Origin of the sequence: Chryseobacterium sp. LJ668 (genome assembly GCF_019613955.1) — a bacterium.
Classification (GTDB): Bacteria; Bacteroidota; Bacteroidia; order Flavobacteriales; family Weeksellaceae; genus Chryseobacterium.
The window spans coordinates 1,016,779-1,042,385 of sequence record NZ_CP080443.1; the positions used below are offsets into that span (position 1 = coordinate 1,016,779).

The following is a 25,607-nucleotide window of genomic DNA, read 5'->3' on the forward strand; positions in this document are numbered from 1 at the left end:
ATTTAGTTGAACAAATACCACACGATTCCAATATTCAGTCTAAAATCATACACCGGATAATGAGGAAAAGCGTAGGCTTTGTTATATGAAATAAGGGTTCCGATCTGCTGTCCTTCTATAAAAAAGAACATTTTTTTCACCTTCATATTTATATAAAGATCAGCGATCGGCTGACCGCCAATGGAGAAAGAATCTGCACTTGGAAGAATATATTCGCTAAGAATCGGAAAATATTCTCTTGATGCAAATTTCGAAAAATAATAAACCTTCAGACCCGCCTGAATTTCCGCAGCATTTTTGAAGGCTTTAGACTGAAAGAAAAAATTAGCTCTTCCAATAAAAGAAGGCATTGGGAGAAGATCTTTATTTGTAAGTGCGCTCTGAAACTGAACTCTCGTATTTAAATGAAATTTTCTGTAGCTAAAAGTTGCATCACCGCCGATCTGAGAAATGTTTAGCGGATTATCACTTTGACGCGGTAATGCTGCTGCATCGAAATAGGTATAATTATCTATTCTGAAATAATTGGCAAAGACTTCCGTTTTAAACCATTTTAGATTAATACTCCCTCCAACCTCTGTAATTGCCTGATTTTTGGCATCATCCAAATAGTAATTAAAATCTCTGTATACAGATGAATTGGCTAAGTAATTGAATGACGGGTACACACTTTGAAAGTTGACTTTAGCATTCACAAAATAATCTTTTATCGGCTCAAACTTTACATTGTTTGTCGTTTTGAGGTAATTTCCAAACTGGTTTCCATTTGAAAATTCCAGAAATGAATTCAGCTGAAATTTATCAAATAATTTAACCTGTAAATTACCGACAGCTCCTAATCTGTTTTCCTTCAGTTCTCCAGGAACATTTATAGAAGACAGATTGATTTCGTTTAAACCAAATTTGAGCATCTGATAACGTACACCCGCATCTAATTTAAATTTTTCATTATCAAGTACCAAGCTAACAGTATTGCTTAGATTATTTGAATATTTTCTTGTAGAAGGAGAAAATCCTGTGACTATTTGCGAGGCCGTGGTATACCAGTAATTTTCTAATCCGTCCTGAAAATAATAGTATTTATTTCCCTGATTAAATATTGTATGTCTTATTCTAAATGGAAATTTCTCTGAGTTGAAAGGTGTCAACTGATGGCTCAAATAATATCTTCTATAAGAAAACTGAGAACTTGATAATGACAGATTTACTTGTGCATTCTGTTTATTACTCTCACTATTTCCGGATTGAAAAAGAGCATCATCTACGATTCCTCCATTTTCTGCATTGTTAACATTTTGATGAAGAAAATGCGTAAAAAGCTCGTAGTTTCCATTTTTGGAAGTATAGTGACCAGAAAATAAAGTACTGTTATTGGCCGCCAGTGAATTTCTGTACATACCTTCTGATCGCAATCCCATATATTCCAGCGCAAAATTGAATCTCTTACCTATGTTTTGCGTATACGTTGATTGTAAAGCCGCACCATTTCGCATTGCCGTATGATAAATAAAAGAAGCGGTAGGAGTTTTTACATCATAATATCGAATATCATTGATTCCCATAATTACATAAGATTTATTGCTTGGCAGCAAAGCCAGATTTTGTTCAGCAATAACTTCATAAGACAATGGATTAAATCCGGCACCAATGTTGGCAAACTGCACTCTTCCAAAGTTATCCCGATTGTTATACTGCGAAAATATATAGGTCTTATCAAAAGTCATCACCGTATCAAAAACTTTCTTTTCAGAAAACTGAGTCTGATACTGATAATCCTGAATTGTAGGTTTAAATATTTTCAAAGAATCTTTGGTTCCAGAATCGATGACCAAGGTATCTGACAACTTTTTTTCCAGTTTATTAGAGTCTGTTTTGTTGACGATGACTTGGGCTTGGAGAAAGGAGCCGAAGAGGAGTATGAGGAAAAAAAAATATTTCATGAATGCTTTTTGTGATACAAAAATAAGAAATTTGAAATAACAACTATAGAATCTTTAATGCCAAATTATTCGACATTCTCCAAAGAATAATTTCAGTCATTAATTCTAAATTACTAAAAAAAGACCGTCTTACGACGGTCTTTTTTTAAATAGCTTTTTGTCAGATTATAAACCTAAAAACTTTTCTACTTTGTCACCATAACTTCCAACATTAGGAATATAATAGAAAACATTTAATGTCATAACTCTAGTACAAGGATTAAAAGTTGAAGGTGTAACAGTACTTGGTCTTAACCATATATATCCGTTATTTGCACTACTAAAATAACCAGTATTTTGATCTGCAAATGTAACAACAAAAGTTGTTGGATTATAGTTTAAAACTAAATCTTTACCTACATCTAAAAAGTCTTTAATCAATAATTGATTTGCCACTGCTGGATTTTCTACAATTTCTACAGGAGTTCCAGGAGAATTCCAAAATGACTCACTATTATTAAAGTTACCAACAAAAGAAGTAACAGGACAAGTCAAAGACATAGTAAGTGTAAATGTTTGGTCAAATACAGCATTAGTTAAAGTACTTGAACTAAGTGTAAATGTAGCTGTCTTTCCAGCCTGTGTAGCTGAAGCTTTAAGAATTCTAATAGTAAACTCTCCTCCAACTTCTCCAGCTGATAGTTCATCTGTTGCATTAATGATCTGAAAATCAGTACCTAAAACAGCAGTAGATTTAGAAGCATCAAATTTTATTTGTACCTGATGATTTCCTTCTACTGGCTTAATACTACCATAACTAATTTTATAATCACTATAAGTTGCCGAACTAAGAACATAACCATTGTCAGCAACGCCTTTATTGAAATTCAACATACTCTGTCCATCATAAACTTCCGGTTCTGCATCTTTACATGAGAAAATTGTCATGAAGCCTATTAATAAAAACAATATTTTTTTCATTTTTAAAATTTTAATAATTAATAATTAATATCCTGGATTCTGCTGAATATTAGGATTCGCCTGTGTTTCAGAAGTAGGAATAGGGAATGTATATCTATTCAAATCGCTTAGAGTAGCAACTGGATTAAGAATGTAAATATCTACACCTTGTCTCGTAATTAATCTGCCGTTTCTCTTAAGATCTAAAAAACGAGATCCTTCCCAAGCAAATTCTTTAGATCTTTCATCTAATATTTTTGTTACTGCATCGTTTTGATCAGTAAAAGCTACAGATGCACCAGCATTTCTTGCTGTTCTTAAAGTTGAATATGCAGTAAATGCTGCAGTTAAATTAGGAGTTGATTTCCTTGCATTTGCTTCAGCCAAAATCATATAGAGATCTGCTACTCTGAAAACTTTTATATTGTTGACACCATAGTTTCCTGTACTTCCTGGATATTTGTTAACAATAAAAGTATTGTAAGGAGATGTTGGCGTTCCAGAAAAGTATCTAGCCCTTCTAAAGTCAGCCGTAGCAAATTTATTATATAATGTAACGCTAGGATTCCAGTAAATAATTCCACCGCTAGTTAACAAATTAGTTGTAAAATATGTTCCTGGTGCTGCTGATGCAGAACCTGCAATATTAGTTTGAAAAAATAATAATTCTGTAGTATTTGCATCTGTCCAAGTCGCTTGTACAGTTGCTAACGTATTGGCTAAAGTACTATTAAATGTAAGCGCTTGATTAGCATATGTAATTGCCTGATCAAAATCATTCATTTCAAGCGCAACATATGCTTGCATAGCTCTTAAAGCTCCTTGGTTAAATCTATTTTTAACACCCGCTGGAACATTAGCTAATAAAGGATATGCCGCATTACAATCATTTATTATTTGTGTATAGGTCTCCTGCATCGTAGGTCTAGAAGGACGCTCGTAGATATCATCTGTTTTTACATATGGTATTCCCAGAGCACTAGGTTGATACTTAGGAGAAAAAAGTCTCACTAATAAAAAATGGTTAAATGCTCGTAGAGCTAATGCTTCACCTTTTAATTGATCTTTTAAAGCAACATCTGCAGGAGTAGTAGCTGGTATTTTATCAAAGTTTAATAACAATTTGTTAGCATTAGAAATAGATCCATAAGCACCATACCAAATACCCGCAAATTCATCTTGCTGCGCTGTAAAAGTCCAAGAATGAACTTCTTTACCTTGACCATTATTCTGTTGATTGTACTTTAATTCATCAGAGACCAAAGACTGAGCATATAGATTAGCTCCTAATGGCATTCTAGAATAAGATCCCAATAAAACCAGTTCAGAGTTTTTTAGTGTTTTGAATACGTTTTCTTCAATTACTCCATCCGGATCTAATTGATCATCTACAATATCAGTACAGCTAACTAAACCTAGTGAAGCTATACCTACAAAGAAAAATTTTATTTTATTAATTTTCATAATTTTTAAATTTTAGAAATTAAGTTTACAACCAAAAGTGATTGTTCTAGAAAATGGATATTCATAAGTCCCAATATTATTACTATCATCGGGATCTAATCCTGTCCATTTCGTCCATGTGTATAAATTATTACCAATTGCAAAGATGTCAATTCCATTCATGAATCCAAGGAATTTACCATCAATATGATAGTTTAATCTCACTTCCTGTAATCTTAGGAATGATGCATCTTCAATATCTTTCGAACTAAACTGTCTTGGGTACTGAAAACCTTGTACTTCTGTAATTTGCCCAGGAGTAGTCCACATTGTATTCATGACTGTAGATAGATTATATTGTGCAAAGTTTGCATTCTCCAAGAAATAAGATTCGTTATTGAATCTGAAATATTTTGCTTTGTATCTAAAGTTAGCACTTGCAGTAAAACCTTTATATCTGAATTCAGCACCAAACCCTCCAAAAATTTCAGGCTTATATGATCCATAGTTTGCAGTACGATCATCATCACTAAATTTATTTGTAACATTTCCATTTATATCATAGTACAAAGGCTGTCCGTTTGAAGCATCAACACCTGCCCAACCATTAATAAAATGTGTACCAAATGGAGCACCAACACGAATAATAGACGTTCCTTGCTCAAACTCCTGAACACCTCCTAAATCAGTAATTTTATTTTTAACCTGACTAAAGTTTCCAAATAACTTGAATGAAGTGTTCTGAGTGTTCACAACAGTTAAATTAAGATTTGCTTCATACCCTTTATTTTCCATTGAACCCCCATTATAATTGTTAATTCCAGAGAAACCTGTCGTACCAGATAAACCATAGAAAATATATAAGTCAGAAGTTTTTCTGTTATACCAGCTTAAACTACCTGAAATTCTATTATTCCATACAGCAAAATCTACACCAACATTTAGTTCTTTTGCAACTTCCCATTTATAATTATCATTACCCGGAACAGTTGGATTTAGAGTAGTTCCTCCAGCATATGTACCACTTCCATAGTATTGTGAAGTTTGATAAGGGCTAATCAATTCAATATCGATTGGGTTACCTGCTTCTCCATAACTCACTCTAGGTTTTAATTCATTAATAAAACCAATTGAGCTCATAAAATCTTCTTTGTGAAGTAACCAGGCACCTCCTAAACCAAAAAAGGTTCCCCATTTGTAATTAGTTCCAAAATTTGAGGCACTCTCTCTTCTTACACTTCCATTAAAAGAATATTTTCCATCATAAACGTAATTAACATTTCCTAAGAACGCAATCTTGTGATAATTTGTTTTCCCTCCTGTAATTGATGGTAAAGTATTTGCGGAAACCAGTGTTCCCGCTGGACTATTATAATATAAATTATTTAATCCATAACCCGTATATCCGAACGATCTAACAGTTTTGAAAAAATATTCGTACAATGCCGTCGCATTGAAATCATGTTTTTCACCAAATGTCTTTTTATAATTTAGTGATGTATTAGTGATAATACTTGAAATTTGAGTATTACCTCTACTTAAAGCACCTGCATTTCCTGGAGTGGTAATCGAACCTAAGTATGTATTTGGGTCAGTATAACCTTCTGAATTATAAGAGGTATGATCAACACCAACAAATTGTCTAACATTCAAATCTTTAAAAAGCTGATAGGTCCCAGTTAAGCTTGATATCAACTTCAATTCTTTTCTGTTTCCAATTCTTGTATTAATTGTTTGTAATGCATTACCACCAATTTTACCAGCACCTGTATTATATTGTCCGTTAGGTAGATAAGGTAAATCACTTGGAGGAGCCAAATATGTAGCAACCACAGGGTTATTTAAGTTAATGGCACCTTCAGAACTCACATTATTTCTATCACCATATGCAAAAGTATTATTAAATTGCAAAGTAAACTTCTCACTTGGCTTGGCAAACAAATTAATCATTGCAGATGTTCTTTCATAATCAGACTGTCTGATTATACCATCTTGCTTTAGATATCCAACTTGGGTAAAGTAATTAAATGTATCTGATCCACCAGTTACTGCAAAGTCATGCTGATTAAATGTACCATTTTGAAAAACTAAATCTTTCCAATTAGTATTTGTATTTGAAAGTGTGGCAATATCCTGATCAGTATATGGCAGATTGGTATAAGGGTTGTTCAACCCAATTCTCCTCCTAAATGAATTCCACTCATTAGAATTCATAAGAGATACCTTATCATTTGCTCTTGTGGAAACACCAAATTGTCCAGTATAAGTAACAAGAGCTTTTTGTCTTGCACGTCCTTTTTTACTTGTCAATAATACAACTCCAGCACCACCTGAGGCCCCGTATTGAGCAGCAGTAGCAATATCTTTTATTACACCAACCTCTTCAAATGAATTAGGATCAAGCAACTGAAAAGCACTTGAAGAAATAGGAACTCCATCTAAGACATATAGTGGTGTATTACTACCATTAATTGTCGATGTCCCACGAATATCTACTCTGAAGTTAGATGATCCTGGCTGACCAGACCCAAAAGAAATATCGACACCTGCAAGTTTACCTACCAAAGCCTGCTGAACAGTAGCTCCAGGAGTACTTTCAATATCAGCTGCTTTAACAGATGCTACATCACTAGTAGTATTCTCTCTCTTCATCTTTGTATAACCTAAGTTTACAATTACTACCTCTTCAATTTCTCTGTTGATAGTATCTTTTTTAGGATTTGTGTTTTGAGCAGTAACTAATTGTCCTCCTATAAAGAACAGTACCCCAGCGCTCATCATACGTAATTTCACATTCATATTAACAAAAATTTAATATTATTTCGTGCAAATATGTTAATAAATATTAAAACTGCCAAATTTTTTGACTTTTATTTTACAATTAATTATATAATAGCGGAATTTACATATATTTGTCCAAATTAAGTTAAATATGAAAAAATACAAATATTTATTAGGATGCTTGTTTTTATTTCCAATAATTTCAAAAGCTCAAACAGAAGAAGATAAAATAAAAATTTCAAATTATTCCAATAAAGAGGGCAATATAAAATTATTAAGTGAACTAAAAAAAGTTGATTACGAAAGAAAAATTCGTTTAAGTAATTTTTTAAATCACAATCCTAATTTTAAAAAAACAACCAAAATCGGATTAATAGGAGTTCAAGAATTACTAGATATTCTTCCTGATGGAGAAAAGATATACGCAAGAACTACAAATGCTGGTGCAGCTACCACAGCTAGGGCAAATCATTTATATGGTGGAGGGAGTTTAGGTATAAATATTCAAGGACAAAATATGAGAGCCGCTGTTTGGGATGGTGGGAATGCTAGAGATACTCATCAAGAATTTATGGTTGGTGGAAATAGTAAAATAACTTTAGCAGACGGCGTCAATTACCAGGATCATGCAACCCATGTTGCCGGCACTATTGCCGCACAGGGAATATCTTCGTTGGTGAGAGGCGTTGCTTTCAATTCATCCATTACTTCATATGATTGGACTTCTGATCTTACTGAAATGTTAACTGAAGCATCCACTGGATTATTAGTTTCTAATCATTCATATGGTATTGGGCAATTAAGTAGCTTGTGGTTTTATGGAGCTTATGATTCTAGAGCACGCCAAATAGATAATATTTGTTATAATAACCAGTTTTATTTACCAATAGTATCTGCTGGGAATGATCGTAATGAAACAGCAGCTCCGGGATCTACCCAAATTGCCAATAAGGCTGGATATGATATGATTTTTGGACATGGTAATGCTAAAAATATAATTACAGTAGCCGCAGTAAATCAGGTGACTACATATACTGATCCCTCAAGTGTAGTAATGTCTTCATTTAGCAGTTGGGGACCTTCAGATGATGGAAGAATTAAACCTGATATTTCAATGAAAGGAGTAAATGTTCGTTCAACTCTTTCGACATCTGATACTGCTACTGGATTAATGTCTGGAACCTCAATGGCTTCTCCTGGAATTACAGGAGTGGTGTTATTATTGCAACAATATTATAATCAACTTTACAGTAACTATATGAAAGCTGCAACTGTCAAAGGTTTAATTTTGCATACAGCTGATGAAGCCGGATCTTACACAGGTCCAGATTACGAATTTGGTTGGGGTTTAGTAAATGCTCAGAAATCTGCAATAACCATTCGTGATAAAAACAGTACAACAAGCACCTCAAAAAGTGTTATTGAAGAATTGAATCTAGCCAATAATTCAACATTTACAAAAACAGTAACAGCTAGTGGTACAAATCCACTTAAAATTTCAATTTCTTGGACGGACCCTCAAGCACCTACAAATAATTCAGGAACTATTGACCCGACAACAAAATATCTGGTAAATGACTTAGATATTAAAGTTGTTAAAAACAGTGTTACTTATTATCCTTGGAAATTACAAGGAATGGCAGCTCCTTACGATTCACCAAGTAATAATTCTACAAATGATGTTGATAATTTCGAAAGAGTCGATATTGATAATCCTTCTGGTACTTACACCATTTCTGTAACCCATAAAGGCACACTATCTGGTGGTAATCAAAACTTTTCACTAATTGTAACAAGTGATAATCTATCTACGTTGAGCACTTCTGAGGTAAATAAAATGGACAATGAAGTAAACTTCTACCCTAATCCTGCCAAAGATTTTATTACTATCGGAGAAAAAGAACCAAATTTAGTAATCAGCATTTATGACGCCTCAGGTAAATTTGTCCTTTCTGATAAAAATGCTGATAACAAAATAAACATTAGCCGACTTGTTAAAGGAATGTACTTTGCAAATTATACTACTAGTAAAGGTATAAAGAAAAACTTTAAATTTACTAAAGAGTAATTTCCCTATTTGTAGCTATTAATATCTTTATAAAAAATTTTTATGAAAAATCTTATTTTACTAACCTTAATCATAAGCTCTCAAACTTTTTTCTCGCAAATTGGAGTGGGTCTTAATTCTTCTCCAAACTCATTTTATGAAAGCCTTTATTTTAAGAACAATAAATATGAATATAAAGATATAAAAGGGAGTCCTTATGAGAATACAGACTTCCAGCTGGCTCAAATTGGTGATTACAGGGATATACCTGTAAGGTATAATAGCTATACCGATTCTTTTGAATTTAAACAGGACGGTAAAAATTATATTTTACCAAAAGAAGATAATCTTTCGAGGGTAGTATTCCAAAACCGAAAAAAAACGTATGTACTTCTTAATCTTGAAGGAAGTAAGCAATATTTGGAAGAATTAAGTAGTGATGTTGGTTTATATAAAAAAAATACTACTGCTTTTAGAGAATTTAAAAAAGCAACTACTAATTATGAGCAAGACTATCCACCTACTTTTGAACAGCTTGCTCCAAAATATTATGGGTCAATAGATGGAAACTTAGTTGAAATATCAAAGAAGAGTGTTGAAAAAAACTTTTCTAAACAGCAAAAAGATCTGAAAGATTATATGAGAAAAAATAATCTAAACTATGAGAAAGAACAGGATTTAATTAAAATTCTATCATTCTTAAAAAGTAATAAATAATTTAGCTTTATATAAAAATTAAACCCGCCTATTTGGCGGGTTTAATTTTTATATAACAATCATAATTTAATTTGAGAATAATAACTGTAAGGTATTTAGATAACTTTTCTTTGCTATAACTTCCGCTTCTTTATTTTTGAAAAAGAAATACTGATAATTTGGGTTTTCTTTTTTCAGCTTTTCAAACTTTTTTTCACTGATGCTTTTTCCGTTGAAATAGTAATAGTCTGGAGGTGGATCAATCATCAGAACAGCACCACCAATATATGAATGCTCCGAATCAATTTGAAATTCCTGATTATTTATTTTTTCATTTTTGGTGAAAAAAATCGAGGTATTCTCGTAGATGTCACCATTCATTACATTTGGTATTTTTCTGTCAGGATTTTTTCGGGTTTCTTCGTTTAATCTTTCAAAATCAAAATACAGTACATTCTTTTTCCCAATAAATTCATCAGGTATTTCTAAAACAAAATTTCCTTTCTCATCAGTAATCGTTTTAAAATATTTCTTCCTGGAAATAAAGAAAACTTCAGCATTGGGGATATCCTGTTTGCTTTTTTTGAAAGTAAGCTTTCCGGACAGCTTGGTAACAGATGAAATGTTCTGTTCTGTCACAGATTGATGAGTATTGATGACTTGCGCCGGAACGAAAGTAAGATTGGTAATTAAGATAATTCCTGCAGCTATTTTAGAAAGTGATCTTGCCGGAATTCTTCCGCAGATTTCTTTGCCCTTTGCATCAGCAAAAATATCTGTTATTTCCTGCTCTGTTTTATCTGTAAAATCTACTACGCATTTAGAACATCTTTCACAGTACCTTCTTTGTGGAGAAGTTTGCATATTGTTCCAGTTTTCTGGACAAGGATTGATGATGTTTATTTTCATTATATCGTGTTTCTTTTAAGTATATCTATAACCAATTAAATCTTCCATTTCTAATCTTGCTGCTTTTATTATTAATTTTGTTGCATACCAAAAATTCTTTTGATGGGTATCAGTTTGAGATTTTCTTTTTAAACCTGTTGCAAAAAACGTTTTTCAAAACCTAATTTATCATATAGTGTGATGTCACTGGATGGGCCATCGATTGTATTTTTGACAGCTAAAGAATAAAAAGAAAAGAAGATAGAAAAACTTATAAATCATTACTATTTACTGCTTTATCATAGTAAATTCTCCCATTGGCAAAGAAAAAGGCTGTGGATTGTTACTAAATACATAATGTGTCACATTAGCAATTTTCACTTGCATTACTTCCTGTCCATTTACAATTGTTTTCCTCATGAAAAAATCTGCATAACAGTCTGAAAGCTTATCTTTAATTCTTAATATAAGTCTTTTTTCATTTAGGTTACATTGTAGACATTTCCAAAGTCTATGTGTATTTTTAGCAATAACCCTATTCCCTGCAATGCCATGCTCTAGAGATTGATGAGAGTACAAAACATTCAAATTAGAAAGAGTATTTATTTTCTCAAGACCGTTAACAACATATTGATATTCACCAATAATTAGATCTTCAAAATGTACTCCTTCTGATTGTTTTATCATTTTTTTTAAAATAATTTTAAAGCTGGTATTACCATTGGTATATATATAAGTCCCCTGAAATGGATCTAAAACATTATTTATATCCTTACTATAATAGCCAATAGGCTGCCCTAATTCGGAATCAGTTATGTCAATAATTACACTTTGAGATTTACAAGAGAACGAAAGTAATATGATAGATAATAATACAATATTTTTCATTACTGTTTGATCATTGTAAACTCACCCAATGGCAAAGAAAAAGGTTGTGGATTATCGTTAAATACATCAAGCTTTACATTAGCAATTTTCACCTGCATTACTTCTTGTCCGTTTACAACAGTTTTTCTCATAAAGAAATCTGCATATCTATTGCTACTCCTATCTATTATTCTTGAGTGCAACCTTTTCTCGTCAGGAATACACTGTGGACATTTCCATTGACGATTATTATTGTTTATAACAGAAATTCCGGCAATTGCATGTTCCACATATTGGTTATTATATACCACGTTTATATTAGAAAGAGTATTTATTTTTACCAAACCATTTACTATATATTGATATTCACCGATAATCAGGTCTTCATAGTAACTTCCATTATACTGTTTTATTTTTTTTACCAATATCATTTTTAAGGTCGTATTTCCATTGGTATAAATATACGTTCCCTGAAATTGATCTAAGACATTATTTATATCTTTTCTGTAATAACCTGCGGGTTGTCCCCAACCATCCTTTTCTATATCTATCACTACGCTTTGAGACTTACATGACATTGATAACATCACAATAACAATTAATAATATATTTTTCATTTTTTTCGTTTTTAGTTACAATTAGTAGGGATTACAGTTGCGGTTTCTGAATTTTCGCTTATAGACAGTTTGCTCCAATTGGTAAGATCACTATTGGCTTTGTATAAGCCAACATTATACCCGAAAAGATATTGCAAAATAAATCTTTCAAAGTTAGGGTTAGGTTTTGAATATTCCTCATTATATTTCTCGTAAAGTTTTTTATCTAATTCATCAATTCTCTTCTCCAAACTATAACTAGCTAAGTTAGGATCATTCCAAGTATTTTGAATAGGATTACCCGTGCTTTCAAAAACAATAGCATGGTCTGCTTCACTCCGTTTTCATCTTCACAAAACAAGAGACGGCTTGCCAAGCCTTTATTATGATCCGCCAAACCGGCATCCGCTTTCACCAACACCATAATATCACTATAAGTAAACATAGGATAAGCGCTTTTAGGGTGGGTATGTCCACCAGCGTAATAATCTCCGCCAAATTTTGGGGGAGATGAGCTGTCTGTACTTAGCGGTTCAATCTCGGTCTCTATATTTCCATTGGCATCACGCTTGAGATGTATTCCTATTTTTCCTACAGGATTATTATCTATGCTAGGATACATTTCATCCTGAATCTGTTGCTTCAAATCTGTTTTTAAAGGATTGATTAACTCTTTAAGTTTTGCACAGGGAGTTTGTGGTTTTATTCCTCCTCCCAAATTCGGCAATGTCACCGTCCCATTATTACAAGGTTGGTTTCCTAAAGTAGAACTCGGATCTTGAGGCTGAGAAGGTATACCGCTTCCATCGCATGGCTGATTCGGATTGTTACTTCCGTTACTTCCGGTTGGGTCGGTTGGGTTTTCTTTGCCACTTCTAATCGAATTTCAAAAAAACCTCCGAATTGGAGGTTTATCTACTACTGTTTAGTAAGAACTATATTATTTGGAATATCAATTGACCAATCAATTGGAGGATCTCCTGGTCGAACAAATCTTGCTCCTTCCATATTTCTAACTTCTGTTATCTTAATATGTGTGGAATCTATATATAAAATTGTTAATTCTATATTTTTATTTTTATGGGTCATATTCACAAATAATTTATTAGGATTAGGCTCATGAATTGCTGTTCCTGCAATAAAAGATTTCTTTTTATCTATGAAATTAGTATTACTATACATAGTTTTATCTTCTGTTAGTATCCCATTCTTATATATCTTATGAAAGCCTATAATTGCATCAAGTACTTGACTTTCATTTTGCCCAAATATTCTTATGTTATCTTCTTTTTTCATGATAAAAGTTACTCCGTTTGTAGTATCTCCCCATTTCCAAGTTCCAGCAAATTTATTGGCATTTGGATCCTGAACATGCTGTGCTGAGCAATTGTTAAAAAGTATCATTACAAATATGATGCTTAGAATGTGCGTTATATTTTTTATTATTTCTATTTTTTTAGTTACATGGTACTGATCTATTTTTCCATCTTTAATTCTAAGCTCTTCCCAAGTATTAGAATTGTTTGAACCTTTTAATACTTTCAAGCCACTATTTTTGTCCAAAAGAAACTTAACAAACCCTAATTCATTTACACTTGACAAATTATTATATAAGATATTATATTGTGCATAATTCCATCTAGTATAAGTTTCAATATAATCATAGTTAATCTGCCCATCTGCGGTTATAAATTCTCCTGCAAAAATATTAAATTTTGTTAAGTCATCAATTACAATCATATACTGAGTATTAGATGCAGTTACTAGTCCTAAAACAAAAGCGTCTGGATCTTTTATATTTCCATTTTTATATAGTCCAGAAAGGGTTGCAAGATCGGCAGGAGAAAATACTGATAACAAACCAACATAATGAGAATGTAGAAAGCCATCAATTTGACCACTTATATTGAAACTAATTCCTGCTTGTCCTATTTCACCTTCTATAGATGCATTATCAACTTGTCCATTATTTTCTTGTAGAAGTTCACCAAATTCTTTAGTTGAATTAGTTTTAGTTTTTAAATTTTCAAAGAGGGTTCTCGATACATTTTTCTTCGCTTTGCTACGAAAAACACTCGAACTGACGGAAGGACTATCTTAATAAAAATTTAAATAAAACAAAAACTGCCCGCATCATCCGATGCGGGCAGTTTAATATTTATAACTGAATATTATTTCAATTTTTTCTTCACAGCAACTTCTTCGTATACTTCAAGAATGTCGTTCTGCTCGATGTCGTTGTAGCCTTTCAGGTTCAATCCACATTCGTAGCCTTTTGTAACTTCTTTTACATCATCTTTGAAACGTTTTAAACTTTCAAGCTCACCGTCGAATTTCACAATGCCGTCTCTCAGTAATCTTACTTTCGACTGTCTGGTTACTTTCCCGGTAAGAACCATACAACCTGCAATCGTTCCGATCTTAGAAATCTTGAAGACTTCACGGATCTCTACATTGCCGATTACCTGCTCCTGAATTTCCGGAGAAAGCATTCCCTCCATCGCTTCTTTTACCTCATCGATTGCTTTATAGATGACAGAATAGGTTCTGATCTCAATTTCTTCACGGTCTGCAAGCTCTTTTGCATTAGCACCGGCTCTTACGTTGAACCCAATGATAATGGCATCTGAAGCTGCAGCCAAGTTGATGTCAGATTCTGTGATCTGTCCTACACCTGAATGAAGAATGTTGACACTGATCTCTTCTGTTGATAATCTCTGTAACTGATCAGAAAGTGCTTCTACTGATCCATCTACGTCACCTTTAAGAATAATATTCAATTCTTTGAATTCTCCTAAAGCGATACGTCTACCCAATTCTTCAAGGGTCGTATGCTTCTTGGTTCTGATGGAAAGTTCTCTCTGCAACTGCTCTCTCTTGTTAGCGATCGCTTTACCTTCACTTTCATCTGCATATACTCTGAATTTATCACCTGCTGTAGGCGCTCCGTCAAGACCTAAGATCGTTGCCGGAATAGATGGTCCTGCTTCTTCAAGGTTTTTCCCTCTTTCGTCAAGCAAAGCTTTTACTTTACCGTGATTTTTACCTGCAACAACATAATCTCCAACTTTTAAAGTTCCAGTCTGTACCAACATGGTTGCTACATAACCTCTTCCTTTATCTAGTGAAGCTTCAATCACAACACCTTGTGCGGCACGGTTAGGATTTGCTTTTAATTCAAGCATTTCTGCCTGCAGCAATACTTTCTCTAAAAGGATATCCATATTGTTACCCATTTTAGCTGAAATCTCTTGTGCCTGAACATTTCCACCCCACTCTTCTACCAAGATATTCATTCCTGAAAGCTGCTGGCGAACGTTGTCCGGGTTTGCATTCGGTTTATCTACCTTGTTGATTGCAATAATCATCGGTACACCTGCCGCCTGTGCGTGAGAAATTGCTTCTTTCGTTTGAGGCATCACGTCATCATCCGCAGCGATTACAATAATTGCTATATCAGTAATTTGTGCACCCCTTGCTCTCATCGCAGTAAAGGCTTCGTGACCTGGTGTATCTAAGAATGTAATTCTCTGACCGTTTTCAAGCTGCACGTTATAAGCTCCGATATGCTGGGTAATTCCACCGGATTCACCTGCAATTACGTTGGTTTTTCTAATATAATCGAGCAATGAAGTTTTACCGTGGTCAACGTGACCCATTACGGTAACAACCGGTGCTCTTGAAACAAGGCTCTCTTCTGTATCAATATTTTCTTCAGAATCCGCTTCTTCAAGATCAGCATCCGAAAATTCAATTTTAAATCCAAATTCATCTGCTACCAATAGTAAAGTGTCGGCTTCAAGTCTTTGATTCATGGTAACCATTACTCCTAGAGAGAAACAAGCAGAAATAACTTCAGTCGCAGAAACATTCATTAAGCTGGCTAATTCACCAACCGTAATAAATTCTGTAACTTTTAGTGATGTATCTCTTGCATCTGCTTCCTGCTGACGCTCATTCTCTTCCCTACGGTAACTTCTTTTATCTTTTCTGTGCTTAGCAGATTTAGATTTACCTCCTTTATTGGTTAATTTTTCGAGGGTTTCCTTGATTTGGTTTTTAACCTGTTCGTCGGTCAATTCGACAGGCATTGTTCTCTGACCAGGTCTGGTGTTGTTTCCAAAACGGTTTCCGCCACCTTGTCCCGGAGGTCTGTTGCCTTGAGGCCCACCCTGTCCCGGAGGACGGTTTCCACCTGGGCCATTCTGACCTTGAGGACGGTTTTGACCACCTTGTCCCGGAGGTCTGTTGCCTTGAGGCCCACCCTGTCCTGGAGGACGGTTTCCACCCGGGCCGTTTTGCCCTTGTGGACGGTTTTGTCCGCCTTGTTGATTATTTCCGCCTTGTTGGTTGGTTCCTGTATTAGGTCCCGGCTTTTCTATTCTTTTTCTTTTTTTCTTGGCTCCGGAATTCGGTTTTGGCGCAAATTGCGTTAAGTCGATTTTCTCACCAACAATCTTCGGCCCATCCAATTTCTGATAAACCGTTTCAATCTTCTGAGACTCCTGAGGCTCTTCAGCTACAGGTTCTGGTTTTTTTTCTTCCACTTTCTCAATTGGCTTTTCAACCGGTTTTGGTGTTTCTTTTACAGGCTCAGCAGCTTTTGGTTCTGCTTTTACCTCTTCCACTTTAGGTTTATCTTTTTTGGCAGGTCTGTTTCTATTTCCCTCAATCTGAGACAAATCAATTTTGTCCAACACTTTAAACTCCTGCTTTTCAGGTGTTGGTTTTGTTTCAGAAACCGTTTTTGGTTCTTCTTTAGCCGGTTCTTTCACTTCCTCAACAACCTCTTCTTTCTCCTCAACAGGATCTGGAGCAGGTGTCGGAGTAGGAGTAGGAATTTCTTCCACAGCTTCAGGTTTTTTAGGTTCCAAATCGATTTTCCCTAAAACTCTGGTTTCTGGTTTATTAGCTTTAGCTCTTATTACTTCAGGGGTTTTCTTTTCTTCGATTTCCAGTTTTTCTTCCGGAACTTTAGAAATTACCACCTCATGGGAAGCCTTACGCTGCTCGCCGTCTTTGGCAAACTCAGCTTCCAATGCAGAATATGCCGCCTCTTCTAATTGAGCGTTAGGATTGCTTTCAACCACGATATCTTTAGACTGTAAAAATTCTACCAGTCTCGACATCGATATATTGAATTCCTTAACCGCTTTATTTAATCTTATTTTTGGCATCTATATTATTTACTGTTTTTTAATTCTTAAAATTAAAGTATTCTTTTTACTGTTTGTATTAAAACTTATTTACATTTTAATCTTCAAATTCTGCTTTCAGGATACTTTTAACGTCATTGATTGTTTCCTCTTCCAAGTCAACCATCTTTAACAGGCTTTCCGTATCTTTATCAAGCACTGATTTTGCAGTCGTAAGACCTACTTTCTTAAACTCATCTAAAATCCACTGCTCGATATCGTCATTGAATTCTCTTAAATCAACATCATCATCTTCGCTTGCTTCTCTGTATACATCAATTTCGTATCCTGTCAACCATGAAGCTAATCTGATGTTTTGCCCTTGCTTACCGATCACTTTAGAAATCTCTTCAACAGGGGTATAAACCATTGCGTAGTTTGTCTCCTCATTGATTTCAATTTTATTGATGGTAACGTTTCCTAAAGCTCTCTTCACTAGTATTTCAGGGTTTTTTGACCACTGAATGACATCTATATTTTCGTTTCGAAGCTCTCTTACTACACCATGGATTCTTGATCCTTTCACTCCGACACAAGCTCCTACAGGATCTATTCTGTCATCATACGCATCAACAGCGATTTTTGCTTTCTCACCAGGAATTCTTACCGCTTTTTTAAGGATAATCGTTCCGTCCTGAATCTCAGGAATTTCCAATTCCAATAATTTCTCAAGGAATTTAGGCGCAGTTCTTGAAATGATAATCTGCGGCTTAGATCCTTTAAAATCTACAGATTCTACTATAGCTCTTATATTTTCACCTTTCTTGAAAAAATCAGATGAGATCTGATTTTCTTTCGGCAGGATAAACTCATTGTCTTCGTCATCCAACAAAATCACATGCTTGTGACGGATATGGTGAATTTCTCCTGTTACAATCTCCCCGATTTTATCTTTGAACTGCTCATAAAGCATTGCATTATTATGTTCCTGCAATTTCGTAGCCAAGATCTGCTTCAGCGTAAGAACATTTCTTCTTCCCAACTGAGCCACCGGAATTTCCATTGTAAAATCTTCACCTACTTCAAAAGTCGGGTCGATTTTCTTCGCTTCGGTAATTTCGATTTCTAAATCATCATCTTCAGACATTTCGTCTTCAACGATTGTTTTGTTTAAGAAAATCTGAAAATCACCTTTATCAGGGTTTACAATGACATCAAAATGATCATCAGAATCAAATCTTTTTCTTAAAAGAGTTTTCAGCGAATCCTCAATAATTGCCATCAGATCGATCTTACTGATCCCTTTTTCGTCTTTAAAATCACCAAAGGATTCAATCAACGCTATATTATCCATTTATCTTTTTTTCTTTATTAAAATTTAACTATTACCAACGCTTTTTTAATCTCAGAGTATAAAATTTCTTTTTCCTCTTCTACGTCTACTTTACCCTTCCCGATATCTTTCGGTTTTCGATAACGAAGAATCAGTGTGATTTTTTCATCATCTACTCTAGCTAATTCACCTTCGATCATCGAAGAGTCTTCCAGCATGATCTCGATTTCTCTTCCTATATTCTTATTAAACTGTCGCGGCGTTACCAGAGGCTCGCTCAATCCCGCCGACATCACCTGTAAGCTGAAATCATGCTCATCACGATCTGCATTGAATTCTATAGCACGGCTTGCATCCAGACAATCCTGTAAAGTTACGCCGTGATCACCATCTAAAATTACAGTGACATCATCTGCTGCAGAAATTTTCAAATCAATAAGAAATAAATCCTCTCTGGTTTCAAGGAAATTACTTAATAATGTTTCAATATTTTTTCTAAACTCCATATAATTATTAATCATGATCTACCTGTACGAAAAAAGGCTTTCTTGCGAAGCCTTCTCATTTTTCCCGTAAATCTCCTGCAAATATAAAACAATTTTATAAAATAAACAAATACTGTTCATAATCAATTAAATAAGAATTTATAATTCAGCAGTTTAAAAAAATTAAAATCATGTTAGAATACGTGCGTTATTATGAATTTATCAATCATCCATGATAACTTATCACTAAATTAAAAGACCATGAAAGTATTTTTAGTATTTTTGTCGAGAATTTTTTAAAAACATATATTTTGAATATTACAATAGTTGGAACAGGCTATGTAGGATTAGTCACAGGAACTACGCTTGCAGAACTTGGGAATTCTGTATACTGTGTTGATATCGATGAAAAAAAAGTAGCGGACATGAAAAGCGGGATTGTGCCCATTTATGAGCCCCATCTTGAAGAAATGTTCCTCAGAAATATACAGGCAGAAAGACTCTTTTTCACAACCGACTTAAAAGAAGCTTTAGACAAAAGTGAAGTTATCTATCTTGCACTGCCTACACCTCCAGGTGAAGATGGCTCTGCAGATCTTTCGTATGTGCTAAAAGTAGCCAATGACATTGGTGAAATGATGGCTGAATATAAAGTCATTGTCAACAAAAGTACTGTACCGGTAGGAACTGCCGACAGAGTAACTGAAGTAATCGCATCAAAAACAACAACTGCATTTGACGTCGTTTCTAATCCCGAATTTCTAAGAGAAGGTTTTGCCGTTGAAGATTCTATGAACCCTGCGAGAGTGGTTGTAGGGTCGAGTTCTGAAAAAGCAAAAGACATCATGGCCCAGATCTACCAGCCATTCACCAATACCGGAATTCCTATTATATTTATGGATGAGAAATCGTCTGAATTAACAAAATATGCTTCTAATTCATTTTTAGCCGTAAAAATCACTTTTATGAATGAGATCGCCAACTATTGCGAAAAAGTAGGTGCCGATGTTGATAAGGTAAGACTCGGGATGGGAAGTGATGACAGAATAGGACACAGATTTTTATTTCCGGGGATTGGGTACGGAGGAAGCTGTTTTCCTAAAGATGTGAAGGCATTAATCAGATCAGGAAAAGATGAAGATTTTAATTTTCAGATTTTAGAGGCAACAGAAAACGTTAATATTTCCCAGAAGGTCATTTTGGTTTCAGAAATCGAAAAATACTTTGGTGGAAACATTGAGGGGAAGACAATTGCAGTTTGGGGGCTTGCTTTCAAAGCAAATACAGATGACATCCGTGAAGCTTCTTCTTTAGATAATATTGATTTGCTGTTGAAAAAAGGAGCAAAAGTAGTTGCCTATGATACCGTAGCTGAGAAAAATGTTCAGAAAATTCTTGGTGATAAAATACAATATGCCAAAACCATGTATGAAGCTTTACAAAATGCAGATGCTTTATTTATCGCTACAGAATGGCCTGAATTTAAAAATCCAAATTTCAAGCTGATGGCTGAGAAAATGAATAACAATGCTATTTTTGACGGAAGAAATATGTTTCCCTTGGAAACTCCTGAGCAAAACGGGTTCTATTATAAGAGTATAGGAAGAAAAACAATCGGCGGATAGCGGCTTTTTGCTATAAAGCATAAATTAATTCAAATCAGATTCCGTTAAAAGCGGTAAATACATACGACATGAAAAACATCATCATCACAGGCGGGGCAGGCTTTATCGGGTCACACGTTGTAAGGGAATTTGTGAAAAACAATCCGGAATCAAAAATCATCAATCTCGATGCATTAACCTATGCAGGGAATCTTGAAAACCTTAAAGACATTGAAAACGAACCCAACTACGTTTTCGAAAAAGCAGATATCACAAAACCCGAAGAATTAAGAAAAGTTTTCGAAAAATACAATCCAGATGCTGTGATTCACCTGGCTGCAGAAAGTCACGTTGACAGAAGCATTACAGACCCGAATGCATTCATCAACACCAATGTAAACGGAACGGCAAATCTGCTCAATCTTTGTATCGAATTCTGGACTCTTAATCCGGAACATACACACGGAAGATTTCCGAATGAGCCGAGAAAAAATCTTTTCTATCATGTATCCACCGATGAAGTGTACGGTAGCTTAGGAGAAACAGGATTTTTTCTTGAAACAACAGCTTACGATCCGCAATCTCCGTATTCGGCAAGTAAGGCAGCATCTGATCACTTGGTGAGGGCATATGGAAATACATACGGAATGCCATTTATTCTTTCAAACTGTTCAAATAATTATGGCCCGAATCACTTTCCTGAAAAGTTAATTCCACTTTGTATTTCAAATATTATCAACGAAAAGCCTCTGCCAATTTATGGTGACGGAAAATATACAAGAGACTGGTTGTTTGTTATTGATCATGCCAAAGCAATTCACCAGATTTTTAATGAATCTAAAACCGGTGAGACTTATAATATTGGTGGGTTCAATGAGTGGCAGAATATTGATCTGGTAAAAGAACTGATCAAACAGATGGATGAAAAATTAGGAAATCCTGCTGGTCATTCAGAAAAACTGATTACTTATGTGAAAGACAGACCAGGACATGATAAACGATATGCAATTGATGCTTCAAAACTGAATAAAGACCTTGGCTGGAAACCGTCCGTAACTTTCGAACAGGGATTGGGAAAAACGATTGATTGGTTTCTGGAAAACAAAGAATGGCTGGAGAATGTAACTTCCGGAGATTATCAAAAATACTACGACGGACAGTATAATTAATATGAGATTGCTTTTCACTTTTTTCGCTCTTATCATTTCTCTTTCGGTATTTTCACAAAACCCTCCTGCAGTAGCAATGCCAAATATGGAGCAGGCTAGATTGATTGACGAATTTGTAAAAGTTTCTAATTATGCGGAATCTTTAAAGGAATTTGGTATGAATTATATGTATTCTAAGATGTTTAAATATGAAAACGGAGAACATGTAAGAATTTTAACTAAGGAACAAGCAGAAAGTATTCTCAGTAATTTTGACTTTAAAGCTTTCAAAGAATACAGTATTTATAATGCTTTTTCATCTGTTTCAGAAGATAACTTGAAAACATTAATAAAACTATATAAAACTTTAAACGGACAATTAATTAAATCTGGCGGTTTGTTTATAAATAACAATGTGATTATTACAAACTTCACTGGGTATATTAATAAAGAGATTGAAAAATATAAATAACATTTAATGAAAGGAATAATATTAGCAGGCGGTTCAGGAACAAGATTGTTTCCATTGACGATTGCCGTAAGCAAACAACTGATGCCGGTGTATGATAAACCAATGATCTATTACCCGCTGTCAACGTTATTGTTAGCAGGAATCAAAGATATCCTGATCATCACCACACCTCATGATCAGGCAGGTTTTATCAAGCTTTTAGGTGATGGCTCACAGATCGGCTGTAATATTGAATACGTGGTACAGCCAAGTCCGGATGGTCTTGCGCAGGCTTTTATTTTAGGTGATCAATTTATTGGAGATGATTCTGCAGCATTAGTTTTGGGAGATAATATTTTTTACGGTTCAGAAATGGGCACTTTACTGAAAAATAAGACCAATCCTGAAGGCGGAGTGGTTTTCGCTTATCACGTTGCTGACCCTGAAAGATATGGTGTAGTAGAGTTTGATGATCATTTTAAAGCGGTGTCTATTGAAGAAAAGCCTGCACATCCAAAATCAAATTATGCCGTTCCTGGACTGTACTTTTATGATAATGAAGTGGTGGAAATTGCAAAAAACATACAGCCATCGTCAAGAGGCGAACTGGAAATCACCGATATCAATAATGTATACCTGAGTAAAGGAAAACTCGAAGTTGGAGTGTTAGACAGAGGAACAGCCTGGCTGGATACGGGTACTTTTGATTCCCTTCAGGATGCTTCAGAATTTGTAAGCGTCATTGAAAAAAGACAGGGTTTCAAAATAGGGTGTATCGAAGAAATTGCCTTCAGAAACGGATTCATCAATGAAGAAAAGCTCCTTGAAACAGCTGCTAAATACGGCAAAAGCGGATATGGTGAATATTTAAAAAAACTTATTGGTAAATAATAAACTACATAAAATGGAACTATTGATTATAAGGTCAATAGTTTCATTTTTTAAAACACACTTGCGAATATCATAATTATACATTTTAAAATAAATGAAGAGATTTCATGTTTATAAAAACAGGTAACCAATTAATTATTAAATTTGTAAAAAATTTTTCCCACAAATGAATGAACCCCAACAACAATGGACCAACGTTATTGAGTCTAAACACTCATTATTCCAGCTTAATTTAAAAGAAGTATGGCAATACAGAGATTTGGTCATTATGTTTGTGAAAAGAGATTTTATTTCATCTTTTAAACAGACTATTTTGGGTCCGCTGTGGTTTTTCATTAATCCTATTTTGACCACTGTTGTTTTCACCCTCGTCTTCGGAGGCATTGCTAATTTACCTACTGATGGTATTCCCCCAATTTTATTTTATTTGGCAGGAAATACACTCTGGGGTTATTTCAGCACCACGATGCTCAGTGTTTCTAACGTTTTCACAGGTAATGCCGGCATTTTCGGAAAGGTATATTTCCCCAGATTGGTCACTCCTATTTCTACTATAATTTCCAGCTTTATGCGTTTAGGCATACAACTAATTTTATTTTTTGCTGTATTGGGATATTATTTATATTTAGGTGAAGTACAACCAAATTATTGGGCATTGTTCTCTCCAATATTACTTATATTTCTTTCATTGTTTTCTCTGGGTTTAGGAATGATATTTTCGTCACTCACCACCAAATATCGAGATTTATCACTGTTATTAGGTTTTGGGGTAAGTTTGTTTATGTGGTTTACTCCGGTAATTTTACCTACATCTTTAGTAAAACAAAAATTAGGAAATTATGGTTTTTTAGCAGACCTGAATCCTCTGACACCTATTTTTGAATGTTTTAAATACGGATTTATAGGTTCCGGAGATTTTAATATGGCAAGATTACTGATGAGTTTTACTTTCATCACCGTTGTTTTATTATTCGGAATCGTTGTTTTCAATAAATCTGAAAAATCTTTCATAGACACGGTATAAAATTCACACAAAAAGAAAAATTATTTAACCAAAAAACAAAAATATGCTTGCCTTAAAAGCTGAAAACATATCAAAACAATATCGCCTCGGGCAGGTGGGAACGGGTACTTTAACCCACGACCTCAACAGATTCTGGCATCAAATAAGAGGAAAAGAAAATCCTTACCTCAAAATTGGCGAAGCGAACGATAGAAGTGCCAAAGGATCGTCTGATTACGTTTGGTCTTTACGGGATATTGATTTTGAAATTGAGCAGGGCGATGCTGTAGGTGTTATCGGAAGAAACGGTGCAGGAAAATCTACCTTACTTAAAATTTTGAGTAAAGTAACAAAACCTACTACCGGAAAAATATATACAAACGGCAGGATTGCTTCACTGCTTGAAGTAGGAACAGGTTTTCATCCCGAAATGACGGGGCGTGAAAATGTATATCTTAATGGCGCCATCCTTGGCATGACTAAAAAAGAAATCAAAAGGAAATTCGATGAAATCGTAGACTTCTCTGGGGTTGAAAGATATATTGATACCCCTGTAAAAAGGTATTCTTCAGGAATGTATGTGCGTCTCGCGTTTGCTGTAGCTGCACATTTAGAATCTGAGATTCTCATCGTAGATGAAGTACTGGCCGTAGGTGATGCAGAATTTCAGAAAAAATGCCTTGGAAAAATGGGTGATGTAACGAAGGGTGAAGGCAGAACTATTTTGTTTGTAAGCCATAACATGGCTGCAATCTCAGCATTATGCAAGAAAGGAATATTGCTGGAAAATGGTAAAATGAAAGATTCAGGTGCCATTGATACAGTTTTAAACACCTATATGAATGTCGAAAAAAATAATGAAACACATGTTTTCTTCGATAATAATTCTCTGAGAAGCGGAAGTAAAAATATTGTTTTTGAATCGGTAGAAATTTTGAATAATAAAAATCAGCATTCTAATAATTTTTCAATTGGCGATGATATCGTTCTCAAATTAAAGATCAGAAATAACACTGGTGAAAAGAGATCAGAAATTGGCATACAGGTAAAAACTATGGAAGACATGCCTGTATTTCACATCATGCCAAGAGATTCAAACTTTGAATTGCACCATACATCTGAGCAGGAAGAGTTTCTTATAACATTAAAAGACATCAGGCTTTTTCCTGGTAGCTATTCTATTACTCTGATATCTGCCAACACGACCGGACATCAAATATATGACAATATAGACAGTGCAATTTCCTTTAATATCTTGGATGGTGGAAAATATACGCAGCGTAATTTACCAAGATCAGCAGGATTGTTTTTTCAAAATCCTGATTGGCTGAAACTGTAGGATAAGGACTAATTTTTTCTG

The 25,607-nt window shown here is 34.5% G+C and carries 21 protein-coding genes; 8 read left to right on the forward strand and 13 right to left on the reverse strand.

All coding sequences use genetic code 11. The annotated features are described in order from the left end of the window. Positions 1-2: 2 nt before the first annotated feature. The 4 genes from K0U91_RS04865 to K0U91_RS04880 all read right to left on the reverse strand — a co-directional run bounded on the left by K0U91_RS04865 (position 3) and on the right by K0U91_RS04880 (position 7,121). Entirely contained in the window at positions 3-1,940 is a 1,938-nt protein-coding gene (locus tag K0U91_RS04865) for a putative porin (RefSeq protein WP_220178613.1), read from the reverse strand. 165 nt (positions 1,941-2,105) lie between these two features. After that, on the reverse strand, positions 2,106-2,900 hold the full coding sequence (locus K0U91_RS04870) for a hypothetical protein (RefSeq protein WP_220178614.1): 795 nt from the start codon (positions 2,898-2,900) through the stop codon (positions 2,106-2,108). A gap of 24 nt (positions 2,901-2,924) precedes the next feature. Beyond that, a complete protein-coding gene (locus K0U91_RS04875; RefSeq protein ID WP_220178615.1) occupies positions 2,925-4,343 on the reverse strand; it encodes a RagB/SusD family nutrient uptake outer membrane protein in 1,419 nt (472 codons plus the stop codon). Between the two features lie 12 nt (positions 4,344-4,355). Then, complete coding sequence (locus K0U91_RS04880; protein ID WP_220178616.1) at positions 4,356-7,121, reverse strand: SusC/RagA family TonB-linked outer membrane protein; 2,766 nt, start codon at positions 7,119-7,121, stop codon at positions 4,356-4,358. Between the two features lie 133 nt (positions 7,122-7,254). Between K0U91_RS04880 and K0U91_RS04885 the strand changes: the two genes are divergently transcribed. Then, positions 7,255-9,171, forward strand: coding sequence for a S8 family serine peptidase (locus tag K0U91_RS04885; protein WP_220178617.1), 1,917 nt, complete (start codon positions 7,255-7,257; stop codon positions 9,169-9,171). Between the two features lie 42 nt (positions 9,172-9,213). Then, entirely contained in the window at positions 9,214-9,867 is a 654-nt protein-coding gene (locus K0U91_RS04890) for a hypothetical protein (protein WP_220178618.1), read from the forward strand. Between the two features lie 66 nt (positions 9,868-9,933). On the opposite strand, the gene K0U91_RS04895 is transcribed toward K0U91_RS04890, so the two are convergent. From K0U91_RS04895 to rimP, 9 genes are all read right to left on the reverse strand, one after another. After that, entirely contained in the window at positions 9,934-10,755 is an 822-nt protein-coding gene (locus K0U91_RS04895) for a hypothetical protein (protein WP_220178619.1), read from the reverse strand. A gap of 267 nt (positions 10,756-11,022) precedes the next feature. Further along, on the reverse strand, positions 11,023-11,622 hold the full coding sequence (locus tag K0U91_RS04900; RefSeq protein ID WP_220178620.1) for a DUF6705 family protein: 600 nt from the start codon (positions 11,620-11,622) through the stop codon (positions 11,023-11,025). After that, entirely contained in the window at positions 11,622-12,218 is a 597-nt protein-coding gene (locus tag K0U91_RS04905) for a DUF6705 family protein (protein ID WP_309491494.1), read from the reverse strand. The genes K0U91_RS04900 and K0U91_RS04905 overlap by 1 nt, the downstream gene beginning before the upstream one ends. A gap of 11 nt (positions 12,219-12,229) precedes the next feature. After that, positions 12,230-12,448 carry a hypothetical protein gene (locus K0U91_RS04910; RefSeq protein WP_220178622.1) on the reverse strand — a complete coding sequence of 73 codons (219 nt, stop codon included), beginning with the start codon at positions 12,446-12,448 and terminating at the stop codon, positions 12,230-12,232. A gap of 11 nt (positions 12,449-12,459) precedes the next feature. After that, positions 12,460-12,915, reverse strand: a complete 456-nt coding sequence (locus K0U91_RS04915) for a hypothetical protein (RefSeq protein WP_220178623.1) — start codon at positions 12,913-12,915, stop codon at positions 12,460-12,462. Between the two features lie 200 nt (positions 12,916-13,115). Continuing rightward, on the reverse strand, positions 13,116-14,057 hold the full coding sequence (locus K0U91_RS04920) for a DUF6705 family protein (protein WP_220178624.1): 942 nt from the start codon (positions 14,055-14,057) through the stop codon (positions 13,116-13,118). A 311-nt stretch (positions 14,058-14,368) separates the two neighbouring features. Further along, positions 14,369-17,374, reverse strand: a complete 3,006-nt coding sequence (gene infB / locus K0U91_RS04925) for a translation initiation factor IF-2 (protein ID WP_220178625.1) — start codon at positions 17,372-17,374, stop codon at positions 14,369-14,371. 76 nt (positions 17,375-17,450) lie between these two features. Beyond that, the gene (nusA, locus tag K0U91_RS04930; protein ID WP_219970159.1) at positions 17,451-18,686 is read right to left on the reverse strand and encodes a transcription termination factor NusA; all 1,236 of its coding nucleotides are present in this window, start codon (positions 18,684-18,686) and stop codon (positions 17,451-17,453) included. A 17-nt stretch (positions 18,687-18,703) separates the two neighbouring features. After that, positions 18,704-19,171 (reverse strand): ribosome assembly cofactor RimP, encoded by a 468-nt coding sequence (gene rimP, locus K0U91_RS04935; protein WP_219970158.1) that lies wholly within the window; start codon positions 19,169-19,171, stop codon positions 18,704-18,706. Between the two features lie 290 nt (positions 19,172-19,461). On the opposite strand from rimP, the gene K0U91_RS04940 reads away from it, so the two are divergent. The 6 genes from K0U91_RS04940 (at position 19,462) to K0U91_RS04965 (ending at position 25,586) form a co-directional block, all read left to right on the forward strand. After that, positions 19,462-20,775 carry a UDP-glucose dehydrogenase family protein gene (locus tag K0U91_RS04940; protein ID WP_219970157.1) on the forward strand — a complete coding sequence of 438 codons (1,314 nt, stop codon included), beginning with the start codon at positions 19,462-19,464 and terminating at the stop codon, positions 20,773-20,775. 68 nt (positions 20,776-20,843) lie between these two features. After that, entirely contained in the window at positions 20,844-21,923 is a 1,080-nt protein-coding gene (gene rfbB / locus K0U91_RS04945) for a dTDP-glucose 4,6-dehydratase (RefSeq protein ID WP_220178626.1), read from the forward strand. Positions 21,924-21,930: 7 nt separating this feature from the next. Beyond that, on the forward strand, positions 21,931-22,374 hold the full coding sequence (locus K0U91_RS04950; RefSeq protein WP_220178627.1) for a hypothetical protein: 444 nt from the start codon (positions 21,931-21,933) through the stop codon (positions 22,372-22,374). Positions 22,375-22,380: 6 nt separating this feature from the next. Beyond that, positions 22,381-23,244 carry a glucose-1-phosphate thymidylyltransferase RfbA gene (gene rfbA / locus K0U91_RS04955; protein ID WP_219970154.1) on the forward strand — a complete coding sequence of 288 codons (864 nt, stop codon included), beginning with the start codon at positions 22,381-22,383 and terminating at the stop codon, positions 23,242-23,244. 166 nt (positions 23,245-23,410) lie between these two features. Beyond that, on the forward strand, positions 23,411-24,268 hold the full coding sequence (locus K0U91_RS04960) for an ABC transporter permease (RefSeq protein WP_219970153.1): 858 nt from the start codon (positions 23,411-23,413) through the stop codon (positions 24,266-24,268). A gap of 43 nt (positions 24,269-24,311) precedes the next feature. Next, positions 24,312-25,586, forward strand: a complete 1,275-nt coding sequence (locus tag K0U91_RS04965; RefSeq protein ID WP_220178628.1) for an ABC transporter ATP-binding protein — start codon at positions 24,312-24,314, stop codon at positions 25,584-25,586. Positions 25,587-25,607: the final 21 nt, after the last annotated feature.

Excerpts from the sequence above, each read along its gene's own strand:
- K0U91_RS04865 (WP_220178613.1), bottom strand. The coding sequence starts at position 1,940 with ATGAAATATTTTTTTTTCCTCATACTCCTCTTCGGCTCCTTTCTCCAA.
- K0U91_RS04870 (WP_220178614.1), bottom strand. The coding sequence starts at position 2,900 with ATGAAAAAAATATTGTTTTTATTAATAGGCTTCATGACAATTTTCTCA.
- K0U91_RS04875 (WP_220178615.1), bottom strand. The coding sequence starts at position 4,343 with ATGAAAATTAATAAAATAAAATTTTTCTTTGTAGGTATAGCTTCACTA.
- K0U91_RS04880 (WP_220178616.1), bottom strand. The coding sequence starts at position 7,121 with ATGAATGTGAAATTACGTATGATGAGCGCTGGGGTACTGTTCTTTATA.
- K0U91_RS04885 (WP_220178617.1), top strand. The coding sequence starts at position 7,255 with ATGAAAAAATACAAATATTTATTAGGATGCTTGTTTTTATTTCCAATA.
- K0U91_RS04890 (WP_220178618.1), top strand. The coding sequence starts at position 9,214 with ATGAAAAATCTTATTTTACTAACCTTAATCATAAGCTCTCAAACTTTT.
- K0U91_RS04895 (WP_220178619.1), bottom strand. The coding sequence starts at position 10,755 with ATGAAAATAAACATCATCAATCCTTGTCCAGAAAACTGGAACAATATG.
- K0U91_RS04900 (WP_220178620.1), bottom strand. The coding sequence starts at position 11,622 with ATGAAAAATATTGTATTATTATCTATCATATTACTTTCGTTCTCTTGT.
- K0U91_RS04905 (WP_309491494.1), bottom strand. The coding sequence starts at position 12,218 with ATGAAAAATATATTATTAATTGTTATTGTGATGTTATCAATGTCATGT.
- infB (WP_220178625.1), bottom strand. The coding sequence starts at position 17,374 with ATGCCAAAAATAAGATTAAATAAAGCGGTTAAGGAATTCAATATATCG.
- nusA (WP_219970159.1), bottom strand. The coding sequence starts at position 18,686 with ATGGATAATATAGCGTTGATTGAATCCTTTGGTGATTTTAAAGACGAA.
- rimP (WP_219970158.1), bottom strand. The coding sequence starts at position 19,171 with ATGGAGTTTAGAAAAAATATTGAAACATTATTAAGTAATTTCCTTGAA.
- rfbB (WP_220178626.1), top strand. The coding sequence starts at position 20,844 with ATGAAAAACATCATCATCACAGGCGGGGCAGGCTTTATCGGGTCACAC.
- rfbA (WP_219970154.1), top strand. The coding sequence starts at position 22,381 with ATGAAAGGAATAATATTAGCAGGCGGTTCAGGAACAAGATTGTTTCCA.
- K0U91_RS04960 (WP_219970153.1), top strand. The coding sequence starts at position 23,411 with ATGAATGAACCCCAACAACAATGGACCAACGTTATTGAGTCTAAACAC.
- K0U91_RS04965 (WP_220178628.1), top strand. The coding sequence starts at position 24,312 with ATGCTTGCCTTAAAAGCTGAAAACATATCAAAACAATATCGCCTCGGG.